General features: G+C 69.1%; 18 protein-coding genes. 6 read left to right on the forward strand and 12 right to left on the reverse strand.

Features of this window, described 5'->3' with window-relative positions:
* Positions 1 to 72: 72 nt before the first annotated feature.
* The 3 genes from WJ12_RS13130 to WJ12_RS13140 form a co-directional block, all read right to left on the reverse strand.
* A complete protein-coding gene (locus WJ12_RS13130; RefSeq protein ID WP_034189092.1) occupies positions 73 to 1,554 on the reverse strand; it encodes a DegQ family serine endoprotease in 1,482 nt (493 codons plus the stop codon).
* Positions 1,555 to 1,665: 111 nt separating this feature from the next.
* Positions 1,666 to 3,012 carry an ATP-binding protein gene (locus WJ12_RS13135; RefSeq protein WP_034189091.1) on the reverse strand — a complete coding sequence of 449 codons (1,347 nt, stop codon included), beginning with the start codon at positions 3,010 to 3,012 and terminating at the stop codon, positions 1,666 to 1,668.
* Positions 3,013 to 3,015: 3 nt separating this feature from the next.
* Positions 3,016 to 3,678, reverse strand: coding sequence for a response regulator (locus WJ12_RS13140; RefSeq protein WP_034189090.1), 663 nt, complete (start codon positions 3,676 to 3,678; stop codon positions 3,016 to 3,018).
* Between the two features lie 186 nt (positions 3,679 to 3,864).
* Between WJ12_RS13140 and dacB the strand changes: the two genes are divergently transcribed.
* From dacB to WJ12_RS13155, 3 genes are all read left to right on the forward strand, one after another.
* Complete coding sequence (dacB, locus tag WJ12_RS13145) at positions 3,865 to 5,397, forward strand: D-alanyl-D-alanine carboxypeptidase/D-alanyl-D-alanine endopeptidase (RefSeq protein WP_034189089.1); 1,533 nt, start codon at positions 3,865 to 3,867, stop codon at positions 5,395 to 5,397.
* A gap of 338 nt (positions 5,398 to 5,735) precedes the next feature.
* Positions 5,736 to 6,650, forward strand: coding sequence for a sterol desaturase family protein (locus WJ12_RS13150; protein WP_059560424.1), 915 nt, complete (start codon positions 5,736 to 5,738; stop codon positions 6,648 to 6,650).
* A gap of 95 nt (positions 6,651 to 6,745) precedes the next feature.
* Positions 6,746 to 7,885 (forward strand): SGNH/GDSL hydrolase family protein, encoded by a 1,140-nt coding sequence (locus WJ12_RS13155; protein WP_059560427.1) that lies wholly within the window; start codon positions 6,746 to 6,748, stop codon positions 7,883 to 7,885.
* Positions 7,886 to 7,967: 82 nt separating this feature from the next.
* Here the strand turns inward: WJ12_RS13155 and WJ12_RS13160 are convergent, their stop codons facing one another.
* The 6 genes from WJ12_RS13160 to pyk all read right to left on the reverse strand — a co-directional run bounded on the left by WJ12_RS13160 (position 7,968) and on the right by pyk (position 14,769).
* Complete coding sequence (locus tag WJ12_RS13160; protein ID WP_059560429.1) at positions 7,968 to 8,996, reverse strand: L-threonylcarbamoyladenylate synthase; 1,029 nt, start codon at positions 8,994 to 8,996, stop codon at positions 7,968 to 7,970.
* Positions 8,997 to 9,007: 11 nt separating this feature from the next.
* Positions 9,008 to 10,204: a 5-(carboxyamino)imidazole ribonucleotide synthase gene (locus WJ12_RS13165; RefSeq protein WP_034189085.1), complete on the reverse strand. Its 1,197-nt coding sequence runs from the start codon at positions 10,202 to 10,204 to the stop codon at positions 9,008 to 9,010.
* Positions 10,205 to 10,284: 80 nt separating this feature from the next.
* Positions 10,285 to 10,806, reverse strand: coding sequence for a 5-(carboxyamino)imidazole ribonucleotide mutase (gene purE / locus WJ12_RS13170; protein WP_034189110.1), 522 nt, complete (start codon positions 10,804 to 10,806; stop codon positions 10,285 to 10,287).
* 21 nt (positions 10,807 to 10,827) lie between these two features.
* The gene (locus WJ12_RS13175) at positions 10,828 to 11,718 is read right to left on the reverse strand and encodes a phosphoribosylaminoimidazolesuccinocarboxamide synthase (protein ID WP_034189084.1); all 891 of its coding nucleotides are present in this window, start codon (positions 11,716 to 11,718) and stop codon (positions 10,828 to 10,830) included.
* A 233-nt stretch (positions 11,719 to 11,951) separates the two neighbouring features.
* Entirely contained in the window at positions 11,952 to 13,016 is a 1,065-nt protein-coding gene (fba, locus tag WJ12_RS13180; protein ID WP_034189083.1) for a class II fructose-bisphosphate aldolase, read from the reverse strand.
* 316 nt (positions 13,017 to 13,332) lie between these two features.
* Positions 13,333 to 14,769 (reverse strand): pyruvate kinase, encoded by a 1,437-nt coding sequence (pyk, locus tag WJ12_RS13185; protein ID WP_059560432.1) that lies wholly within the window; start codon positions 14,767 to 14,769, stop codon positions 13,333 to 13,335.
* Between pyk and WJ12_RS37035 the strand changes: the two genes are divergently transcribed.
* Positions 14,768 to 14,896 (forward strand): hypothetical protein, encoded by a 129-nt coding sequence (locus tag WJ12_RS37035; RefSeq protein ID WP_021164118.1) that lies wholly within the window; start codon positions 14,768 to 14,770, stop codon positions 14,894 to 14,896. The genes pyk and WJ12_RS37035 overlap by 2 nt on opposite strands.
* A 157-nt stretch (positions 14,897 to 15,053) precedes the next feature.
* On the opposite strand, the gene WJ12_RS13190 is transcribed toward WJ12_RS37035, so the two are convergent.
* The 3 genes from WJ12_RS13190 to WJ12_RS13200 form a co-directional block, all read right to left on the reverse strand.
* Complete coding sequence (locus WJ12_RS13190; RefSeq protein WP_034189081.1) at positions 15,054 to 16,250, reverse strand: phosphoglycerate kinase; 1,197 nt, start codon at positions 16,248 to 16,250, stop codon at positions 15,054 to 15,056.
* A 279-nt stretch (positions 16,251 to 16,529) separates the two neighbouring features.
* Positions 16,530 to 16,853 carry an AzlD domain-containing protein gene (locus WJ12_RS13195; RefSeq protein ID WP_034189080.1) on the reverse strand — a complete coding sequence of 108 codons (324 nt, stop codon included), beginning with the start codon at positions 16,851 to 16,853 and terminating at the stop codon, positions 16,530 to 16,532.
* On the reverse strand, positions 16,850 to 17,605 hold the full coding sequence (locus WJ12_RS13200) for an AzlC family ABC transporter permease (RefSeq protein ID WP_034189079.1): 756 nt from the start codon (positions 17,603 to 17,605) through the stop codon (positions 16,850 to 16,852). The genes WJ12_RS13195 and WJ12_RS13200 overlap by 4 nt, the downstream gene beginning before the upstream one ends.
* A 194-nt stretch (positions 17,606 to 17,799) precedes the next feature.
* Between WJ12_RS13200 and WJ12_RS13205 the strand changes: the two genes are divergently transcribed.
* Together WJ12_RS13205 and WJ12_RS13210 are read left to right on the forward strand one after the other, a co-directional pair.
* Positions 17,800 to 18,723: a branched-chain amino acid transaminase gene (locus WJ12_RS13205; protein WP_034189078.1), complete on the forward strand. Its 924-nt coding sequence runs from the start codon at positions 17,800 to 17,802 to the stop codon at positions 18,721 to 18,723.
* A 50-nt stretch (positions 18,724 to 18,773) separates the two neighbouring features.
* Positions 18,774 to 18,968, forward strand: coding sequence for a zinc-finger domain-containing protein (locus WJ12_RS13210; RefSeq protein ID WP_006749970.1), 195 nt, complete (start codon positions 18,774 to 18,776; stop codon positions 18,966 to 18,968).
* Positions 18,969 to 19,015: the final 47 nt, after the last annotated feature.

Consider the following 19,015-nt stretch of genomic DNA (forward strand, 5'->3'; position numbering starts at 1 on the left):
CGGGGCGCCGCGTCACGCGGTCGAGCGGCGGCGCCCGCCGCGGCCGGCCGAGCCGGCCGTCGGCCATGCCGGTCAGCTCAGGTCGACCGGCACGAAGATCTGCGCATTATCGCGCTGGATCAGAAGAGCAAGACTGTTGCCCGCGCCCTTGACCGCGTCGCGCAACTGCTCGGGGCTCGTGACCGGGCGGCCGTTGACCGCGAGGATCACGTCGCCGGGCTGGATACCCGCATTGGCGGCCGGACCGCCAGCCTGCTGAACGATCAGCCCGTGCGACAGGTTGTCGGCACTGCGCTCCTGCGGCGACAGCGGACGCACCGCGACACCCAGGCGGCCCTGCTCGACCGGCCCGCCGTCGTTCGACGCGAGCTTCGCATCGGCCATCGCGCCGAGCGTCACGCTGATCGACTTCTTCGACTTGTCGCGCCAGATCTGCAGGTCGGCCTTCGAACCGGGCTTCAGGTTCGCGATCTGCGCGGGCAGCGACGTCGAATCGGCGACCGGCGAACCGTTGACCGACAGGATCACGTCGCCCGGCTGCAGGCCGGCCTTCGCGGCCGGGCCGTTCGGGTCGACCGAGCTGACCAGCGCGCCGTCCGGCTTCGGCAGCCCGAACGAACTGGCGAGCGTCTGGTTCAGCCCCTGCACGGCGACGCCAAGGCGGCCGCGGCTCACGTGGCCGGTCTTCACGAGCTCGTCCTTGACCTTGATCGCCTCGTTGATCGGGATCGCGAACGACAGGCCCTGGAAGCCGCCCGTCTGCGAGTAGATCATCGAGTTGATGCCGATCACCTCGCCCTGCAGGTTGAACAGCGGGCCGCCCGAGTTGCCGGGGTTCACCGGCACGTCGGTCTGGATGAACGGCGTGTAGTTCTCATCCGGCAGCGCGCGCGACTTCGCGCTGATGATGCCCGACGTGACCGTGTTGTCGAAGCCGTACGGCGAGCCGATCGCGACGACCCACTGGCCGACCTTGCTCTGCGCCGGATCGCCGATCTTCACGGTCGGCAGGCCGCTCGCGTCGATCTTCAGCACCGCGACGTCGGACTGCTTGTCGGCGCCGACGACCTTCGCCTTGTATTCGCGCTTGTCGGTCAGCTTGACCGTGACGACGTTCGCGCCGTCGATCACGTGCGCATTGGTGAGGATGTACCCGTCGGAGCTGATGATGAACCCGGAACCGAGGCTCGCGCTCGGCTGGTCGTCGGGCTGCGCGTCGCCGCCCATGCCCGGCACCTGGCCGTAGAAGTGCTTGAAGAACTGGTAGAACGGGTCGCTCGGGTCGATCGGCAGCTGCGGCTGCGGCACGCGCCGCGACACCTGCTTCACGACGTGCTTCGCGCTGATGTTCACGACCGCCGGGCCATAGGTCTCGACGAGCCCGGAGAAATCGGGAATGCCGGTCTTGGCGGCCGCTTCGGCCGGCATCAGCGCGGCCTGCGCGGGCGTGATGATCTGCGGATCGGCGCGGCGCGTACCGGCGAAATAGCCGGCTGACAGGGCGGCCGCCACGGCGACCGCGACGGTGCCGCGCGCAAGGAATCGGGTATTCATCGTAGGACCTCCTCTTTGTTAGGACGCAGCGTAACGACCCTGACTTAAAGGAGGCTTAATCAGCCTTAAGCGGGGCTTAAGCGGCCGCCGGCGGCCGCCCGGCGGCACGCGTCACGCGGATTCGGAAGGCTGCGGCGCCTCGGCGGGCATCTCGGCGTCGCGGAACACGACGCTGACGAGCAGGCCGCCCGCGGCCGCGTCGCCGAGCGACACCGTCGCGCCCTGCTGGGCCGCCACGCGCTTGACGATCGCGAGCCCGAGCCCGCTGCCCGCCACGTCGGTGCGCGCCCGCGCGGAGCTGTCGCGGTAGAAGCGGTCGAACACGCGCTCGCGTTCGTCGGCCGGGATGCCGGGCCCGCTGTCGCCGATCTGGACGCACGCGCGGCCGGCCGCGTCGCGGGTCAGCGACACGTCGATGCGGCCGCCGTCCGGCGTGTACTTCACCGCGTTGTCGAGCAGGTTGCCGAACATCACGCGCAGCGCGCCGATGTCCGCGACGACGCTCGCCGCGCGCGTCTCCTCGAAGCCGAGATCGATGTCGCGCCGCTGCGCGAGCGGCGCATGCGCGGTCACGCATTCGGCGAGCAGCGCCTGCAGGTCGACCGGTTCGCGCATCGTCGCGCCGTCCGGCTCGGCACGCGCGAGCGCGAGCAGTTGCTCCGTGAGGCGCGTCGCGCGCGACACGCCGTCCTGGAGATCCGCGACCGCCTCGCGGCGCGATGCGTCGTCCTTCGCGCGGGCGACGAGCTGCGCCTGGATCTGCACGGCCGCGAGCGGCGTGCGCAACTCGTGCGCGGCGTCGGCGACGAACGCCTTCTGCGTGTCGAGCGCGGCCGACAGCCGCGCGAGCAGCCCGTTCAGCGCGCGCACGAGCGGCTGCACCTCGAGCGGCAGGCGCGCGTCGGGCAGCGGATCGAGCGCTTCCGGCCGGCGCGCCTCGACCGCGCGCGTCACGCGGCCGAGCGGCGCGAGGCCGCGCCCGACGATCACCCAGACGGCCGCGCCGAGGAACGGCAGCAGCACGATCAGCGGCCACAGCGTGCGCAGCGCGACGTTCGCCGCGAGCCGGTTGCGCACCGACAGCGGCTGCGCGAGCTGCACGACGTTGTCGCCGACGATCGCGCCGTACACGCGCCATTCGCCGCGATCGGTGCGCTCGGTCGAGAAGCCGAGTTCCGCGCGCGGCGCGATCGGCGCACGCGGATGCGAGAAGTACATCAGCACGCCGTTGCGGTTCCAGATCTGGATCACGATGCCTTCGTCGCCGTTGGTGCGCGAGCCGAACACCTGCGAGAACGGCTCCGACGGCAGCGCCGCGGCGATTTCCTGCAGCTGGTAGTCGAACAGCTCGTTCGCCTCCGCGAGCGCCTGCCGGTAGATGAGCCAGCCCGCGATGCCCACGCCCGCGACGACGATCGCGAGCAGCCAGATCAGCAATTGATGACGAATCGACCTCACGCGTCAGCTTTCCTTGACGACCATGTAGCCGAGCCCGCGCACGTTGCGGATCAGGTCCGAGCCGAGCTTCTTGCGCAGCGCGTGGATGTAGACCTCGACGGTGTTGCTGCCGATCTCCTCGCCCCAGCCGTACATCTTTTCCTCGAGCTGGCTCTTCGACAGCACCGCACCGGGCCGCGCGAGCAGCGCCTCGAGCAGCGCGAACTCGCGCGCGGACAGCGCGACGGGCGCGCCGTCGAGCGTCACCTGGTGCGAAGCGGGGTCGAGCGTCAGCGCGCCGTGGCGGATCAGCGACTCGCTGCGCCCGGCCTGGCGGCGGATCAGCGCGCGCATCCGCGCGCCGAGCTCGTCGAGGTCGAACGGCTTGACGAGGTAGTCGTCGGCGCCCGCGTCGAGCCCCTTCACGCGGTCGGCGATCGCGTCGCGCGCGGTGACGATCAGCACCGGCAGCGACAGCCCGCGCGCGCGCAGCGTGCGCAGCACGTCGACGCCGTCGCGCTTCGGCAGGCCGAGATCGAGCAGCAGCAGGTCGTACGTCTCGCCGCCGAGCGCCGTGAGCGCCGCGTCGCCGTCCTGCACCCAGTCGACCGCAAAGCCGTCCGAGCGCAGCGCCTTGCGCACGCCCTCCGCAATCATTCGATCATCTTCGACGAGCAGTATCCGCATCGGGACAGGTATCCATGGGGCGAGTCAAACACGCCGACCATTGTAGCGCCGCGAATCGCGTGCGCGGCACCGTGCAATGCAACAGTAAGGCGGATTGCAAGGGGCCCGCGCGGACTTGTCTCTACAATGTGCGCTTTGGCGCCGCCGCGCGCCCTGCCCGAGCCCCTGCTTTTCCCGTATTCGCCCATGCCGATTTCCGATCTTTCCGCCCGGTTCGCCCCCCGCGCCCGCCTGTGCCTGCGCGCGGCCGCCGTCGTCGCCACCTGCACGGCCCTCGCGTTCGCACCGCCCGCGCAGGCCCGCAAGAAATCCCACAAGGACGCGCGCAAGACCGCCGTCGTGTCGCCGGCCGCGCGCGCGGCCGGCCTGCCGGCGTCCGTGCTCGTCGCGCTGCAGCGCGCGAAGGTGCCGGCCTCGGCGATGAGCGTCGTCGTCGAGCGCGTCGGCGATCCCGAGCCGCTGATCGCGTGGAATGCGAGCCGGCCGATGCTGCCGGCCTCGACGATGAAGCTCGTGACGACCTTCTCGGGCCTGTCGATCCTCGGCCCCGACTACCGCTGGCGCACGACCGCGTACACGGACGGCACGGTCGATCCCGACGGCACGCTGCAAGGCAACCTGTACATCAAGGGCACCGGCGATCCGAAGCTCGTGCCCGAGGAGCTGATCGACCTCGTCGACAAGCTCCGCAAGGCCGGCGTCAAGCGCGTGGCCGGCGGCCTCGTGCTCGACAAGAGCTATTTCGCGGCGTCGACGCGCGACCTGCCGTCGTTCGACGACGATGCCAGCGCGCCGTACAACGTCGGCCCCGATCCGCTGCTGTACGCGTTCAAGGCCGTGTCGTTCACGGTCACGCCGGGCGACGACGGCAAGGTGGCCGTCGACGTGCTGCCGCCGCTCGCGAACCTGTCGATCGACAACCAGCTCGTCGAAGGCTCGGGCTCGTGCAGCGCGGCCGCCGCGGCCGCGCGCCCGACGCTGTCGGCCGGCGGCGGGATCATGACGGCGTCGTTCGCCGGCGACTACCCGCTGCGCTGCGGCGCGCACACGACCAACCTCGCGATCCTCGATCACACGACGTTCTTCGCGCGCGGCTTCCTCGCGCTGTGGCAGCAGGACGGCGGCACGATCGCCGGCCCCGTGAGCGAAGGCAAGGTGCCGACCACCGCGCGGCCGCTCGCGGTGCACCACAGCCCGGTGCTCGGCAGCATCGTCTACGACATCAACAAGTTCAGCAACAACGTGATGGCGCGCAATCTGTTCCTGACGATCGGCGCGGTCGGCGGCAAGCCGCCCGCGACGCCCGAACAGTCGAGCCGCGTGATCCAGGCATTCCTGCAGAAGAACGGCATCGCGATGCCCGACCTCGTGCTCGAAAACGGCTCGGGCCTGTCGCGCGAAGAGCACGTGAGCGCGCAGTCACTCGCCGCGCTGCTGCAGGCCGCGAACGCGAGCCCCGTCGCGCAGGCCTTCATCGATTCGCTGCCGATCGCCGGCATCGACGGCACGATGAAGAACCGCCTCACCAACGCCGGCGTGCTCGGCAACGCGCACATCAAGACCGGCACGCTGCGCGACGTGCGCGCGATCGCGGGCTACGTCGGCGGCGCCGACGGCCAGAGCTACATCGTCGTCAGCTTCATCAACAACGATCACGCGGAAGCCGCGCGCGCCGCGCACGACACGCTGCTCGAGTGGATCTACGCGGGCGCGCACTGACGCGTTGACGCACCGCACATCGCGCAACGGGCCGCCCTCGCGGGCGGCCCGTGCCGTTTTTCCGCCGCGCCCGCGCTCGCCTTTCGCATTGCCCGGTTTGAAACGCCGCCGCCGCCGGCGCGCGCCGCACCGCGCGCCGGCCGCGCCCGTAAAACAGGGCCGCACCGCCCGGCCCCGTGCCGCGCGGCTTCCGTAGAAACCCTGTCCTCAGAGGGAACCCTCTACGCTGCCCCCTCGCCTAGCGCGTGGCGATTGCGTAGGCTGTTGGCCTGACCGATATCTACAACGGGCCACACGCCCGGCCTCATGGCTTGCAGGGGAAAGAAGGAGACACGCCCATGCGATTCGACGTCGAATTGCTTCTGCTCGCGCTGGCGCCCGTCTTCCTGCTCTGCATCGCATGGGAGGCCTGGCACCTCGCCCGCACACGTGCGCAAGACCCTGTCTATGCGTGGCGCGACACGCTGTGCAACGCGGCGCTCGCGCTGATGCACCAGGGCGCCGACAAGATCGCGTGGCTGTTCGTGATTCCCGTCTATGCGTACTGCTACCGGCACTATCGTCTTTACACGTGGCACGACAGCTGGCTGTCGTTCGCGGTGCTGTTCGTCGCGCAGGACTTCCTCTACTACGTGTTTCATCGCGCGAGCCATCGCGTGCGCTGGCTGTGGGCCGCGCACGTCGTACACCACTCGTCCGAGCGGATGAATTTCTCGACCGCGTTCCGCCAGAGCCTGATGTACCCCGTCGCGGGCATGTGGGTGTTCTGGCTGCCGCTCGCGTTCGCCGGCTTTCCGCCGCAACAGGTCGTCGGCATCGTGCTGATCAACCTCGCGTTCCAGTTCTTCGTGCACACGCAGGCGATCGGCAAGCTCGGCTGGCTCGAATACGTGCTGAATACGCCGTCGATCCATCGCGCGCACCATGCGCGCAACGCGCGCTACATCGACCGCAATTACGCAGGCGTCCTGGTGATCTGGGATCGCCTGTTCGGCAGCTATGTCGAGGAAACGCCCGACGACCCGCCGCAGTACGGAATCGTCGAGCGGCTCGGCTCGAACAACCCGCTCGTCGCGACGTTCCACGAATGGGTGTCGATGGCGTCCGATGCGTTGCGCGTCGACGGATGGGGCAACAAGCTGCGCGCGATTTTCGGCCCGCCCGAATGGGCGAGCGCTTATCATGCGCAGATTGCCGAGGCCGCGAACCAGGATCCGCGCACCGTGCCGCTGGCGGCTGCGCGTGACCGATAAACCGTTTCAGCCAACGGCCGCCGCGCAGCCCGGAACCGAGCAGGCACGCGGCAGATGAGAAACACATCAGGCCATATCTACGAGGAGATCGAACGATGCAGACACAACAACACGCACCTTCCCGCACCCGTCAGCGCATGCTGCGCACCGCGCAGGTCGCGATCGCCGGCGCCGCGCTCGCGCTGCTCGCCGCGTGCGGCGGCGGTGACGACAACAACGGCAGCAGTTCGTCGAACACGCCGCCGTCGGGCGTGAAGATGCAGGTCGTGTCGTTCGGCGACAGCCTGTCCGACGCGGGCACCTACTCGCAGATCAAGCTCGGCTTCGGCGGCGGCCGCTTCACGACCAACCCGGGCCAGGTGTGGACGCAGAACGTCGCGCAGTACTACGGCGACACGCTGCAGCCCGCGAACCAGGGCGGCTTCGGCATCCCGCTGCAGGCCACCGGCGGCCTCGGCTACGCACAAGGCGGCTCGCGCGTGACGCTGCAGCCGGGCATCGGCCACGCGGACGCCAGCGTGCCGAACGCCGACTACGCGCAGGCAACGACGACGCCGATCGCCGACCAGGTCAAGCAGTACCTGTCGCAGCACGGCAGCTTCAACGCCGGCCAGATCGTGCTGATCAACGGCGGCGCGAACGACATCTTCTATCAGGCGCAGGTCGCGCAGGCGCAAGGCAACACGCCGGCCGCGCAGCTCGCGGCCGCGCAGGCGATCGGCCTGGCCGCGCAGCAGCTCGGCGGGATCGTCCAGCAGATCGTCGCGGCAGGCGCGACGCACGTGTTCGTCGCGAACGTGCCGGACATCGGCGGCACGCCACTCGCGCTGCAAGGCGGCACGCAGGCCGCGTTCACGCAACTGTCGGGCCTCTTCAACAAGACGCTCGTCGGCACGCTCGCCGCGCTGAAGGTCGATACGACGAAGTATGCGGTGGTCGATTCGTTCACGTGGCAGGACGGCATCGCGGCCAACTACCAGGCGAACGGCTTCAGCGTGTCGAACACCGACACCGCCTGCAACCTGAAGGCGATGGTCCAGGCCGCCACGCAGTACGGCGTCGCGAACGCAACCGCCTTCGGCTCGTCGCTGTTCTGCTCGCCGCAAACCTACACGGTCGCGAATGCGGACCAGACCTACATGTTCGCCGACACGGTCCACCCGACGACGCGCCTGCATGCGCTGTTCGCGCAGTACGTCGAGCAGCAGATCGCGAAGTCCGGCGTCGGCAAGTAAGCCGCCGGCCACGCGCCCAAACGAAAACGCCCGACCAGTTCGCCGGTCGGGCGTTTTTTTCATGCGTGAAGCGCGATGAACGTCAGTCGCGCGCCTCGAACGCGGCAGCCGCGCGGCCGAGGCGATCGTTGACCGCGATCCATTCGACGGTCTCGGGCAGGTTCTCGACGAGGATACGCGCGACTTGCGCACGGTCGAGCGCGCGCAGCATCCCGTACAGGTCGCGCGCATAGGCCCGCGGATCTTCCGGCGCCGCGACGAAATGCACGCCGTCGGCTTGCGCCCAGCGCCCCGCGCGCGAAGCACGGGCGACGAGCGCGACCCGTTCGCCATCGGTTTGCGCGGCCGCGAGCAGCGGCTCGAGCGCGTCGAACGGCAGCAGCGCGAGCGGCGTGCGCGGCGCGTAATGCGCTTTCAGCGTGCCCGACGCGCGCGGTGCGGTCGCGTCGCTGCCGTCCGGCAGCTTCGGCGCGCGGCCGAGCACGTCGGCGATCTGTTGCGGCGTCACGTGGCCCGGGCGCAGCAGCGCCGGGAAACCGCGCGACAGATCGAGAATCGTCGATTCGATGCCGACTTCGGATGCGCCGCCGTCGAGCACGTGCACGGTGTCGCCGAATTCGTCGCGCACGTGCTGCGCGGTCGTCGGGCTCACGTGGCCGAACCGGTTCGCGGACGGCGCCGCCACACCGCCGTGGCCGCCGCGCCGCGCGCTGAACGCGGCCAGCAGCGCCTGCGCGACCGGATGGGACGGGCAGCGCAGCCCGACCGAATCCTGTCCGCCGCTCACGGCATCCGGAATGCGGGCGTGGCGCTTCAGGATCAGCGTCAGCGGGCCCGGCCAGAATGCATCGATCAACGCGTGCGCGTCGGCCGGTACGTCGTCGGCCCAGTAGCCGGGGTCACCGCCCGGCGGCAAGTGCACGATCACCGGATGGTTCGCGGGCCGCCCTTTCGCCGCGTAGATGCGCGCGACGGCTTCGGGATTGGCCGCGTCGCCGCCGAGCCCGTAGACGGTCTCGGTCGGGAACGCGACGAGCTGCCCCGCGTCGAGCAGCGCGGCGGCCGCGTCGATCTGCGCGAGCGTCACGGAGGTCGGAAGATCGATGGACATCGGCCGGCGCCTCAGTCGAGCGGCACGCGCAGCAGCTGCGCGCACGCGGTGGCCGCGGCAACGGCCTCGTCGCGCGTCTCGGCCGTGAAGTTCACGTGGCCCATCTTGCGGCCGACGCGCGCTTCTTCCTTGCCGTACAGGTGCAGGTGCGCGGCCGGCATCGCGGCGACCGTGTCCCACGGCGGCGTGACGGCATCGGCCGCCGCACCGTGCGGAAACCACACGTCGCCGAGGATGTTCAGCATCGCGGCCGGCGAATGCTGGCGCGGATTGCCGAGCGGCATGCGCGTCATCGTGCGCACCTGCTGCTCGAACTGGCTCGTTGCGCACGCATCGACCGTGTAGTGGCCGGAGTTGTGCGGGCGCGGCGCCATTTCGTTCGCGACGAACGAGCCGTCTTCCAGCACGAAGAATTCGACGCACAGCACGCCGACGTAACCGAGCGTATCGGCGATCCGCACGGCGGCCTGCTGCGCCTCCGCGACGCGCGCGGCATCGGCGGCCGGCGCCGGCACGACCGTCAGCGCGAGGATGCCGTTGTGGTGCACGTTCTGGGCGAGCGGGAACGCGGCCGAGCGGCCGTCCGCGCCGCGCGCGATCAGCGCCGACACTTCGTATTTCAGCGGCAGGCGCTTCTCGAGCACGCACGGCACGCCGCCGAGCGCCGCATGGGCGTCGCGCGCTTCCCGCGCGGTGCTCACACGCACCTGGCCCTTGCCGTCATAGCCGAGGCGCGCCGTCTTCAGGATGCCCGGCAGCACCGCGCCGAGCGCGGCATCGTCGAGCGCGGCGAGCGCCGCCGGCGATTCGATCACGACGTGCGGCGCGACCGGCACGCCCGACGCCTCGATGAAGCGCTTCTCTGCGATCCGGTCCTGCGCGACCGCGACGCAGCGGCCGGCCGGCGCGACGAACGTCGTGCGTGCGAGGAAATCGAGGCTCGCGGCCGGCACGTTCTCGAACTCCGTCGATACGGCGTCGCACAGGTCGGCCAGTTCCGCGAGCGCGGCTTCGTCGTCGTACGCCGCGCGCAGGTGGCGGTCGGCGACCGTGCCGGCGGGGCTCGTCGGATCGGGATCGAGCACGGCGACGCGATAGCCCATCGACTGGGCGGCAAAGCAGAACATGCGGCCGAGCTGGCCACCGCCGACCATGCCCAGCCACGCGCCGGGCAGGATCGGGGAAACGGAATCAGGAGTTGCGGTCATGTCAGTGGTCGGTCGCGGCGGGCGCTGCCCGCCGCAGTGGGAAAGTCAGGCAGCCGCGACGCGCGGCCGCCGGTGCGCCGTCATTCGAGCGGCGGCAACACCATCGCGTGCGCGGCTTCGTTCTGGCGCACGCGGAACGCGGCGAGCCGGTTCGCGTAGTCGACCGAGTTGCCGGACAGGATCGACACCGCGAACAGCGCGGCATTCGCGGCGCCGGCCTCGCCGATCGCGAACGTCGCGACCGGCACGCCCTTCGGCATCTGCACGATCGAGTGCAGCGAATCGACGCCCTTCAGGTACTTGCTCGCGACCGGCACGCCGAGCACCGGCACCGTGGTCTTCGCGGCCAGCATGCCGGGCAGGTGCGCGGCCCCGCCGGCGCCCGCGATGATCGCGCGCAGCCCGCGCTCGCGCGCCTTCTCCGCGTAATCGAACATCTCGTCGGGCATCCGGTGCGCGGACACGACCTTCGCTTCGTACGGTACGCCGAATTCCTGCAAGATCGCGACCGCGTGCTTCATCACGTCCCAGTCGGAACTCGAACCCATCAGCACGCCGACGAGCGGCGCACCGTGCGTGTGGGCAGTCTGGACTTCACTCATGTCGTGCATTCCTTCCTTCTCTCAGACGAGCGACTGGCCCGTGATGCGCTCGAGCGCTTCCTGGTACTTCGCGGCCGTCTTCTCGACGACGTCGGCCGGCAGCGCCGGCGCCGGCGCCGTCTTGCCCCACGGCTGCGCCTCGAGCCAGTCGCGCACGAACTGCTTGTCGAACGACGGCGGGTTCGTGCCGACTTCGTACTGGTCGGCCGGCCAGAAGCGCGACGAATCGGCCGTCAGCACTTCGTCCATCAGGTACAGCTTGCCGTGGTTGTCGAGGCCGAATTCGAACTTCGTGTCGGCGATGATGATGCCGCGCGTCGCCGCGTAGTCGGCCGCTTCCTTGTACAGCTTGATCGAGATGTCGCGGATCGTCGCGGCCAGCTCGGTGCCGATACGGCGCTCGGTCTCCTCGAACGTGATGTTCTCGTCGTGCTCGCCCATCTCGGCCTTCGCGGCCGGCGTGAAGATCGGCTCGGGCAGCTTCTGCGCGTTCTGCAGGCCTGCCGGCAGCTGCACGCCGCACACGGCGCCCGATGCCTGGTATTCCTTCCAGCCGCTACCGGCCAGGTAGCCGCGCACGACCGCTTCGATCATGATCGGCTCGAGGCGCTTGACGACCACGCCGCGGCCCTGCACCTGCTCGACCTCGTCGGCCGCGACGACCGCTTCCGGCGCGTCGCCCGTCAGGTGGTTCGGCACGATGTGCGCGAGCTTGTCGAACCAGAAGTTCGCCATCTGGTTCAGCACGCGGCCCTTGTTCGGAATCGGCTCGCCCATCACCACGTCGAACGCCGACAGGCGGTCGGTCGTGACGATCAGGAGCTTGTCGTTGCCGACCGCGTAGTTGTCGCGGACCTTGCCGCGACCGAGGAGCGGCAGCGAGCGGAGCGTGGATTCGTAAAGGGTAGACATCGTCTTTTCGCAGATAAGGAGCCAAACAAAAAGGGAAACGCCGTTCCCCGCGGCAGGCGGGAACGGCGGTCTTGCAATGCGTCGGCGAACCGGCGGGCGACGGCGCCCGGCGGTTGCCGGCCGGCCCTTGTTCGGCCGGACGGAGCGGCTACCGGGGCCGGATCGAATCCGGCAACCGGGCGGCCAGCCCTTGCCCGGCGGCAGTACCGGGCGGGGGCAATCGTACTACAGTCTCAGCGCACGACCTGCGCGAGCGCGCCGGACTTGTACTGCTCGGCGATCTTGTCGAGCGCCACCGGCTTGATCTTGCCGGCCTGGCCTTCGCAGCCGAACGCGAGGTAGCGGTCGACGCAGACCTGCTTCGCCGCTTCGCGCGCGGGCTTCAGGTAGTCGCGCGGATCGAACTTGCCCGGGTTCTCGAACAGGTAGCGGCGGATCGCGCCGGTGATCGCGAGACGCAGGTCGGTGTCGATGTTGATCTTGCGCACGCCGTGCTTGATGCCTTCCTGGATTTCCTCGACCGGCACGCCGTAGGTTTCCTTCATGTCGCCGCCGAATTCGCGGATCTCGGCGAGCAGCTCCTGCGGCACCGACGACGAACCGTGCATCACGAGGTGCGTGTTCGGGATGCGCGCGTGGATTTCCTTGATGCGCTGGATCGACAGGATGTCGCCCGTCGGCTTCTTCGAGAACTTGTACGCGCCGTGCGACGTGCCGATCGCGATCGCGAGCGCATCGCACTGCGTGAGCTTCACGAAGTCGGCGGCCTGCTCCGGATCGGTCAGCAGCTGCTCGCGGGTCATCGTGCCTTCCGCGCCGTGGCCGTCTTCCTTGTCGCCCTTCATCGTCTCGAGCGAGCCGAGCACGCCGAGTTCCGCTTCGACCGTCACGCCGATCGAGTGCGCCATCTCGACGACCTTGCGCGACACGTCGACGTTGTACTCGTACGACGCGACCGTCTTGCCGTCGGCCTCGAGCGAACCGTCCATCATCACGCTCGTGAAGCCGCTGCGGATCGCCGCCATGCAGACCGCCGGCGACTGGCCGTGATCCTGGTGCATCACGACCGGGATGTGCGGGTAGGACTCGACGGCTGCTTCGATCAGGTGGCGCAGGAACGGCTCGCCCGCGTACTTACGCGCGCCGGCCGATGCCTGCATGATCACGGGCGCGCCGACCTGGTCCGCCGCCGCCATGATCGCCTGGACCTGCTCCAGGTTGTTCACGTTGAAGGCCGGCAGGCCGTAACCGTGCTCCGCCGCGTGGTCCAGCAATTGACGCATTGATACGAGAGGCATTGTGGAACTCCTTGGAATGAAAACCGGTGCGCCCTGACGCCGGCGCGGCATCCGCCCCCGTTCGACCCGGGGCGAGGCGGCGCGGCTGAGCGTCGAATAGCCGCATTTTATCGCGAAGCGCCTCCGATTCCGACCGCCCGGTGGCGCTCACTCGCAATTTGTTACGTTCGCACGGCACAATGCGGGCAAAAAAGAGAAAAAAAGCCGCGCGGGGCTTCGAACCCCACGCGGCTTTCGCGTGCAAAACGGTGCCAGACCAGCTTCCGGCCGATCCCGGCGGCCGGCCCGCCAGGCCGGCCCGATGCTCAGCGGGCGCTCAGTAGTGTTCGCCGACCCGCACGATCTTCAGCGTGTTGGTGCCGCCCGCCTGCCCCATCGGCTCGCCGACCGTCAGCACGACCATGTCGCCGTGCTGCACGTAGCCCTGCTTGACGACGATCTCGAGCGCCGCGTGCAGCGCCGAATCGCGGTCGCTGTTGAAGTCGACGTGCAGCGGCGTCACGTTGCGGTACAGCGCCATCGTGCGCTCGCTGCCGACGCGCGGCGTCAGCGCGAAGATCGGCACGTGCGTGTAGTGACGCGACATCCACAGCGCGGTCGCGCCCGACTCGGTCAGCGCGATGATCGCCTTCGCGCCGAGGTGGTACGCGGTGAACAGCGCGCCCATCGCGATCGACTGGTCGATCCGCGTGAACGTGCGGTCGAGGAAATCCTTGTCGAGCTCGACATGTTCCGACTTTTCCGCTTCGACGCACACGGCCGCCATCGTCTCGATCGTGACGACCGGGTACTTGCCGGCGGCCGTCTCGGCCGACAGCATCACCGCGTCGGTGCCGTCGAGCACCGCGTTCGCGACGTCCGACACTTCCGCGCGGGTCGGCACGGGCGCATGGATCATCGATTCCATCATCTGCGTCGCGGTGATCACGAGCTTGTTCGACTCGCGCGCCATCCGGATCATGCGCTTCTGCAGCGCCGGCACGGCCGCGTTGCCCACTTCCACCGCGAGGTCGCCGCGCGCGACCATGATGCCGTCGGACGCGTCGAGGATGCTCTGCAGCGCCGGAATCGCTTCCGCGCGCTCGATCTTCGCGATCATCTTCGGCTTGATGCCGTACGGCGCGCCCGCGATGTTCGCGAGCTGGCGCGCCATTTCCATGTCGGTCGCGTTCTTCGGGAACGACACCGCGACGAGGTCCGCGCCGAGCGACATCGCCGTGCGGATGTCTTCCATGTCCTTCGCGGTCAGCGCCGGCGCCGACAGGCCGCCGCCCTGGCGGTTGATGCCCTTGTTGTTCGACAGCTCGCCGCCCACCTTGACGATCGTGTGGATCTCGTCGCCGAGCACGCGCTCGACGGTCAGCACGATCAGGCCGTCGTTCAGCAGCAGCAGGTCGCCCGGACGCAGGTCGCGCGGCAGTTCCTTGTAGTCGAGGCCGACGCGCTCGTCGTTGCCGAGCTCGCAGGCGGCGTCAAGGATGAACGGCTGCCCCGGCACGAGCGTGGTCTTGCCGTTCTCGAACTTGCCGACGCGGATCTTCGGACCCTGGAGGTCGGCCATGATCGCGATCTCGCGGCCAACCTTGCGGGCGGCCTCGCGCACCATCTCGGCGCGCTGGCGGTGATCGTCGGCCGTGCCGTGCGAAAAATTGAGCCGCACGACGTCGAGGCCCGCCTGCATCATCTGCAGCAGAATCTCCGGCGAACTGGAAGCCGGGCCGATCGTGGCGACTATCTTGGTGGCGCGCTGCATGAAACTCCTCATCTGGATCAAGGTGGATGCGCTGGGTGAAACGCTGCGAGAGCCGGAAGCGGCGGGCCCAGCGGCGGCCGTTCCGGGGGGCGTGCCGGTGCTTGCGCCCGGCATCGCTTTGTTCTGAATCTCGTGGTGCTGGTCGGCCGCGTCGCCGGCGGCCGCCGGTGCGCGCGGGGCGGTGTTCGCCCGCGCGGGCGCGCGTTTGCGCTTGCCCGCGCCGGCCGGCGGCTCCGCTTTCGCGGAGCGCGCGGCCTTCGTCACCCCTGCGCGCGCCGCCACGCTCAGGCCGCCCGCGTTTCGAGCACTTCCACCGCCGGCAGCTTCTTCCCCTCGAGGAACTCGAGGAAGGCGCCGCCGCCCGTCGAGATGTAGCTGACCTGGTCGTGGATGCCGTACTTCGCGATGGCCGCGAGCGTGTCGCCGCCGCCCGCGATCGAGAACGCGGACGATTTGGCGATCGCTTCGGCGAGCGTCTTGGTGCCGTTGCCGAACTGGTCGAACTCGAACACGCCGACCGGGCCGTTCCACACGATCGTGCCGGCCTTCTCGAGCTGGCTCGCGAGCGCCTTGGCCGTATCGGGGCCGATGTCGAGGATCATGTCGTCCGCTTCGATGTCGGCGACCTGCTTCACCGTGGCCGCGGCCGTCGGCGAGAATTCCTTCGCGGTGACGACGTCGGTCGGGATCGGCACCGACGCGCCGCGCTCGCGCGCCTCGTCGATGATCGCCTTCGCCTCGGCGACGAGATCGGCTTCCGCGAGCGACTTGCCGATCGACAGGCCGGCCGCGAGCATGAACGTATTCGCGATGCCGCCGCCGACGATCAGCTGATCGACCTTGCCGGCCAGCGACTTCAGGATGGTGAGCTTGGTCGATACCTTCGAGCCGGCGACGATCGCCACCAGCGGGCGGGCCGGGTTGCCGAGCGCCTTGCCGAGCGCGTCGAGCTCGGCGGCCAGCAGCGGGCCCGCGCACGCGACCGGCGCGTACTTCGCGATCCCGTGCGTGGTCGCTTCCGCGCGGTGCGCGGTGCCGAACGCGTCGTTCACGTACACGTCGCAGAGCTTCGCCATCTTCTGGGCGAGCTCGTCCGAATTCTTCTTCTCGCCCTTGTTGACGCGGCAGTTCTCGAGCAGCACGACCTGGCCCGGCGCGACGTTCACGCCGTTCTCGACCCAGTTCGACACCAGCGGCACGTCGCGGCCGAGCAGCTCGGCGAGGCGCTTCGCGACCGGCGCGAGCGAGTCTTCCGGCTTGAATTCGCCTTCGGTCGGACGGCCGAGGTGCGACGTGACCATCACGGCCGCGCCGGCGTCGAGCGCGGCCTGGATGGCCGGCACGGACGCGCGCACGCGGGTGTCTTCGGTGATGTTGCCCTGGTCGTCCTGCGGGACGTTCAGGTCGGCGCGGATGAACACCCGCTTGCCGGCGAGCTGGCCGGCGGCGATCAGGTCGGTAAGACGCTTGACTTGGCTCATGTTGAACAGATTGAAGTAGTGGATGGGGAAAGGGGGTTCACGCTGGACGTGCGCGGGCTGCCGCGAAAGGGCGCCGGATGCGGCCGTGGCTGGCGGTTCGCATGACGCGCACGGGTAAAAAATCTCGAACGGGCATTCTAGCCGATCCACCCGGCAGACTGACCCGCGGGCGGCGAATTCCGCCTATTTGGGATCGCGCGCGCAAACCGGCACATTGCCGCGGCGCAGCAATGGCCGCCCGCGGGCGGCCCGTGCCCGGCAGGCCGGAACGACGATTCATCAGAAGATCAGGCGCAGCACGGTGAACACGACCATGCCGACCACGATCGTGCCGAGCATGCTGCGGCGCCACAAAAACCAGCCGAGGCCGGCGAGCGCCGCGTAGAACGGATGGTTGGACAGCGCGAACGACAGCCCGGCCGGCGTTTCGAGCACGTCGGGCAGCACGACGGCGACGAGCGCGGCGGCCGGCGCGTAGCGCAGCGCGCGCTGCGCGCGTTCGGGCAGCACGGTGCGCTCGCCGCCGATCAGGAACAGCGCGCGCGTGACCGCCGTGACGATCGTCATCCCGATGATGACGATCCAGATCTCCGTCGCGCTCATTCGATCTCCTTCTCGTGCACGGTTTCGGTGCGGATGCGCCGCCAGTCGGCCCGTTCGACGAAGAAGTCGGCCGTGCAGCCGGCCGCCAGCGCGGCGAGCACCGCGAGCGGCAGCGCGAGCCGGTACGGCAAGTCGAACGCGACCAGCGACACGATGCCCGCGACCGCGACGGCCGCGAGCGTCGAGCGGTTCGCGACCGCCGACACCATGATCGGGATCAGCGCGAGCGTGCCGGCCAGCTCCAGCCCCCAGCTCGCGGGAAAGAAGCTCGCGAGCAGGATGCCGGCGAGCGACGACACCTGCCACGACACCCAGCTCGCGAGCGCCATCCCCCAGAAATACGCTTCCTTGCCCGGCACGTGGCCGTAGGCGAAACCCTGTTTCTGGAACAGCAGGTAGATCACGTCGCCGTTGAAATAGCCGATCGCGAGACGCCGCCACAGCGGCAGGTAGGAAAAATGGGGCGCCAGCCCGGCGCTGAAGATCACGAAGCGCGTGTTGACCATCGCGGCCGTGAGCAGCACGGTCCAGATCGGCAGCTTCGCCGCGAGGAGCGGCAGCACCGCGAGCTGCGACGAGCCCGCGTAGACCAGCAGCGACATCGCGCTCGCCTGCCCGAGCGTCATGACCGACTTGCTCATCGCGATGCCGGTGACGAGGCCCCAGGACAGGATCGCCATCAGTGTCGGGGAATAGTCGCGCGCGCCCTGGATCAGCGCGAAGCGGTCGGTGGCGGACAATCGAGCGAGCATGGGAAAACGGGCCGCAGCGGGCGGTTCGTCGGAACGCCGGCGCCTCCTGCCGATGCATCCCGTCATTATTGGAATCGGTACCGGCCGATTATAGCGCCGGCCCCGCGCCGACCGACCGGATCGCCTTCAAATGACGCTAAAATATGCGTCTTTCCGGCTCAACGCTGCATACAACCGCATCCCAGGAGAAATCTATGTCAATGGCCGACCGCGACGGCAAGATCTGGATGGACGGCAAGCTGATCGACTGGCGCGACGCCAAGATCCACGTCCTGACCCATACGCTGCACTACGGCATGGGTGTCTTCGAGGGCGTGCGCGCGTACAAGACGGCCGACGGCAGCACCGCGATCTTCCGCCTGCCCGAGCACACGAAACGTCTGCTGAATTCGGCGAAGATCTTCCAGATGGACGTGCCGTTCGACCGGGAAACGCTCGAAGCCGCGCAGCTCGCGGTCGTGCGCGAGAACAAGCTCGAGTCGTGCTACCTGCGCCCGATCATCTGGGTCGGCTCGGAAAAGCTCGGCGTGGCCGCGAAGGGCAACACGATCCACGTCGCGATCGCCGCGTGGCCGTGGGGCGCGTACCTCGGCGAGGACGGCCTCGCGAAGGGCATCCGCGTGAAGACGTCGTCGTTCACGCGCCACCACGTGAACGTGTCGATGGTCCGCGCGAAGGCGTCGGGCTGGTACGTGAACTCGATCCTGGCGAACCAGGAAGCGACGGCCGACGGCTACGACGAAGCGCTGCTGCTCGACGTCGACGGCTACGTGTCGGAAGGCTCGGGCGAGAACTTCTTCCTCGTGAACAACGGCAAGCTGTACACGCCCGACCTGGCGTCGTGCCTCGACGGCATCACGCGCGACACGATCATCACGCTCGCGCGCGACGCCGGCATCGAGGTCATCGAGAAGCGCATCACGCGCGACGAGGTCTACACGGCCGACGAAGCGTTCTTCACCGGCACGGCCGCCGAAGTCACGCCGATCCGCGAACTCGACAACCGCACGATCGGCAGCGGCGCGCGCGGCCCCGTCACGGAAAAGCTCCAGTCGGCGTTTTTCGATATCGTGTCGGGCAAGAACGCGAAGTACGCGCACTGGCTGACGAAGGTCTGAGCGCGCCGCGCCACCGACCGCCCCACACAAGAGTGATAAGAGAAAGTCTCATGAGTGAAATCAAGGAAATGCCGCTGGTCGAGCTGACGGCCAAGGATCTTCCCGCCTACTGCCCGAACCCGGCGATGGCACGCTGGAGCGCGCACCCGCGCGTCTTCATCGACGTGTCGCACGGCGAGGCGCGCTGCCCGTACTGCGGCACGCGCTACAAGCTGCGCGACGGCGAAGTCGTCAAGGGCCACTGAGCCCGGCCGGCCGGGCCCGCGGGCCCGCCGACCGCAAGGCGGCGCAG

Source organism: Burkholderia seminalis, assembly GCF_001718535.1.
Lineage (GTDB): Bacteria > Pseudomonadota > Gammaproteobacteria > Burkholderiales > Burkholderiaceae > Burkholderia > Burkholderia seminalis.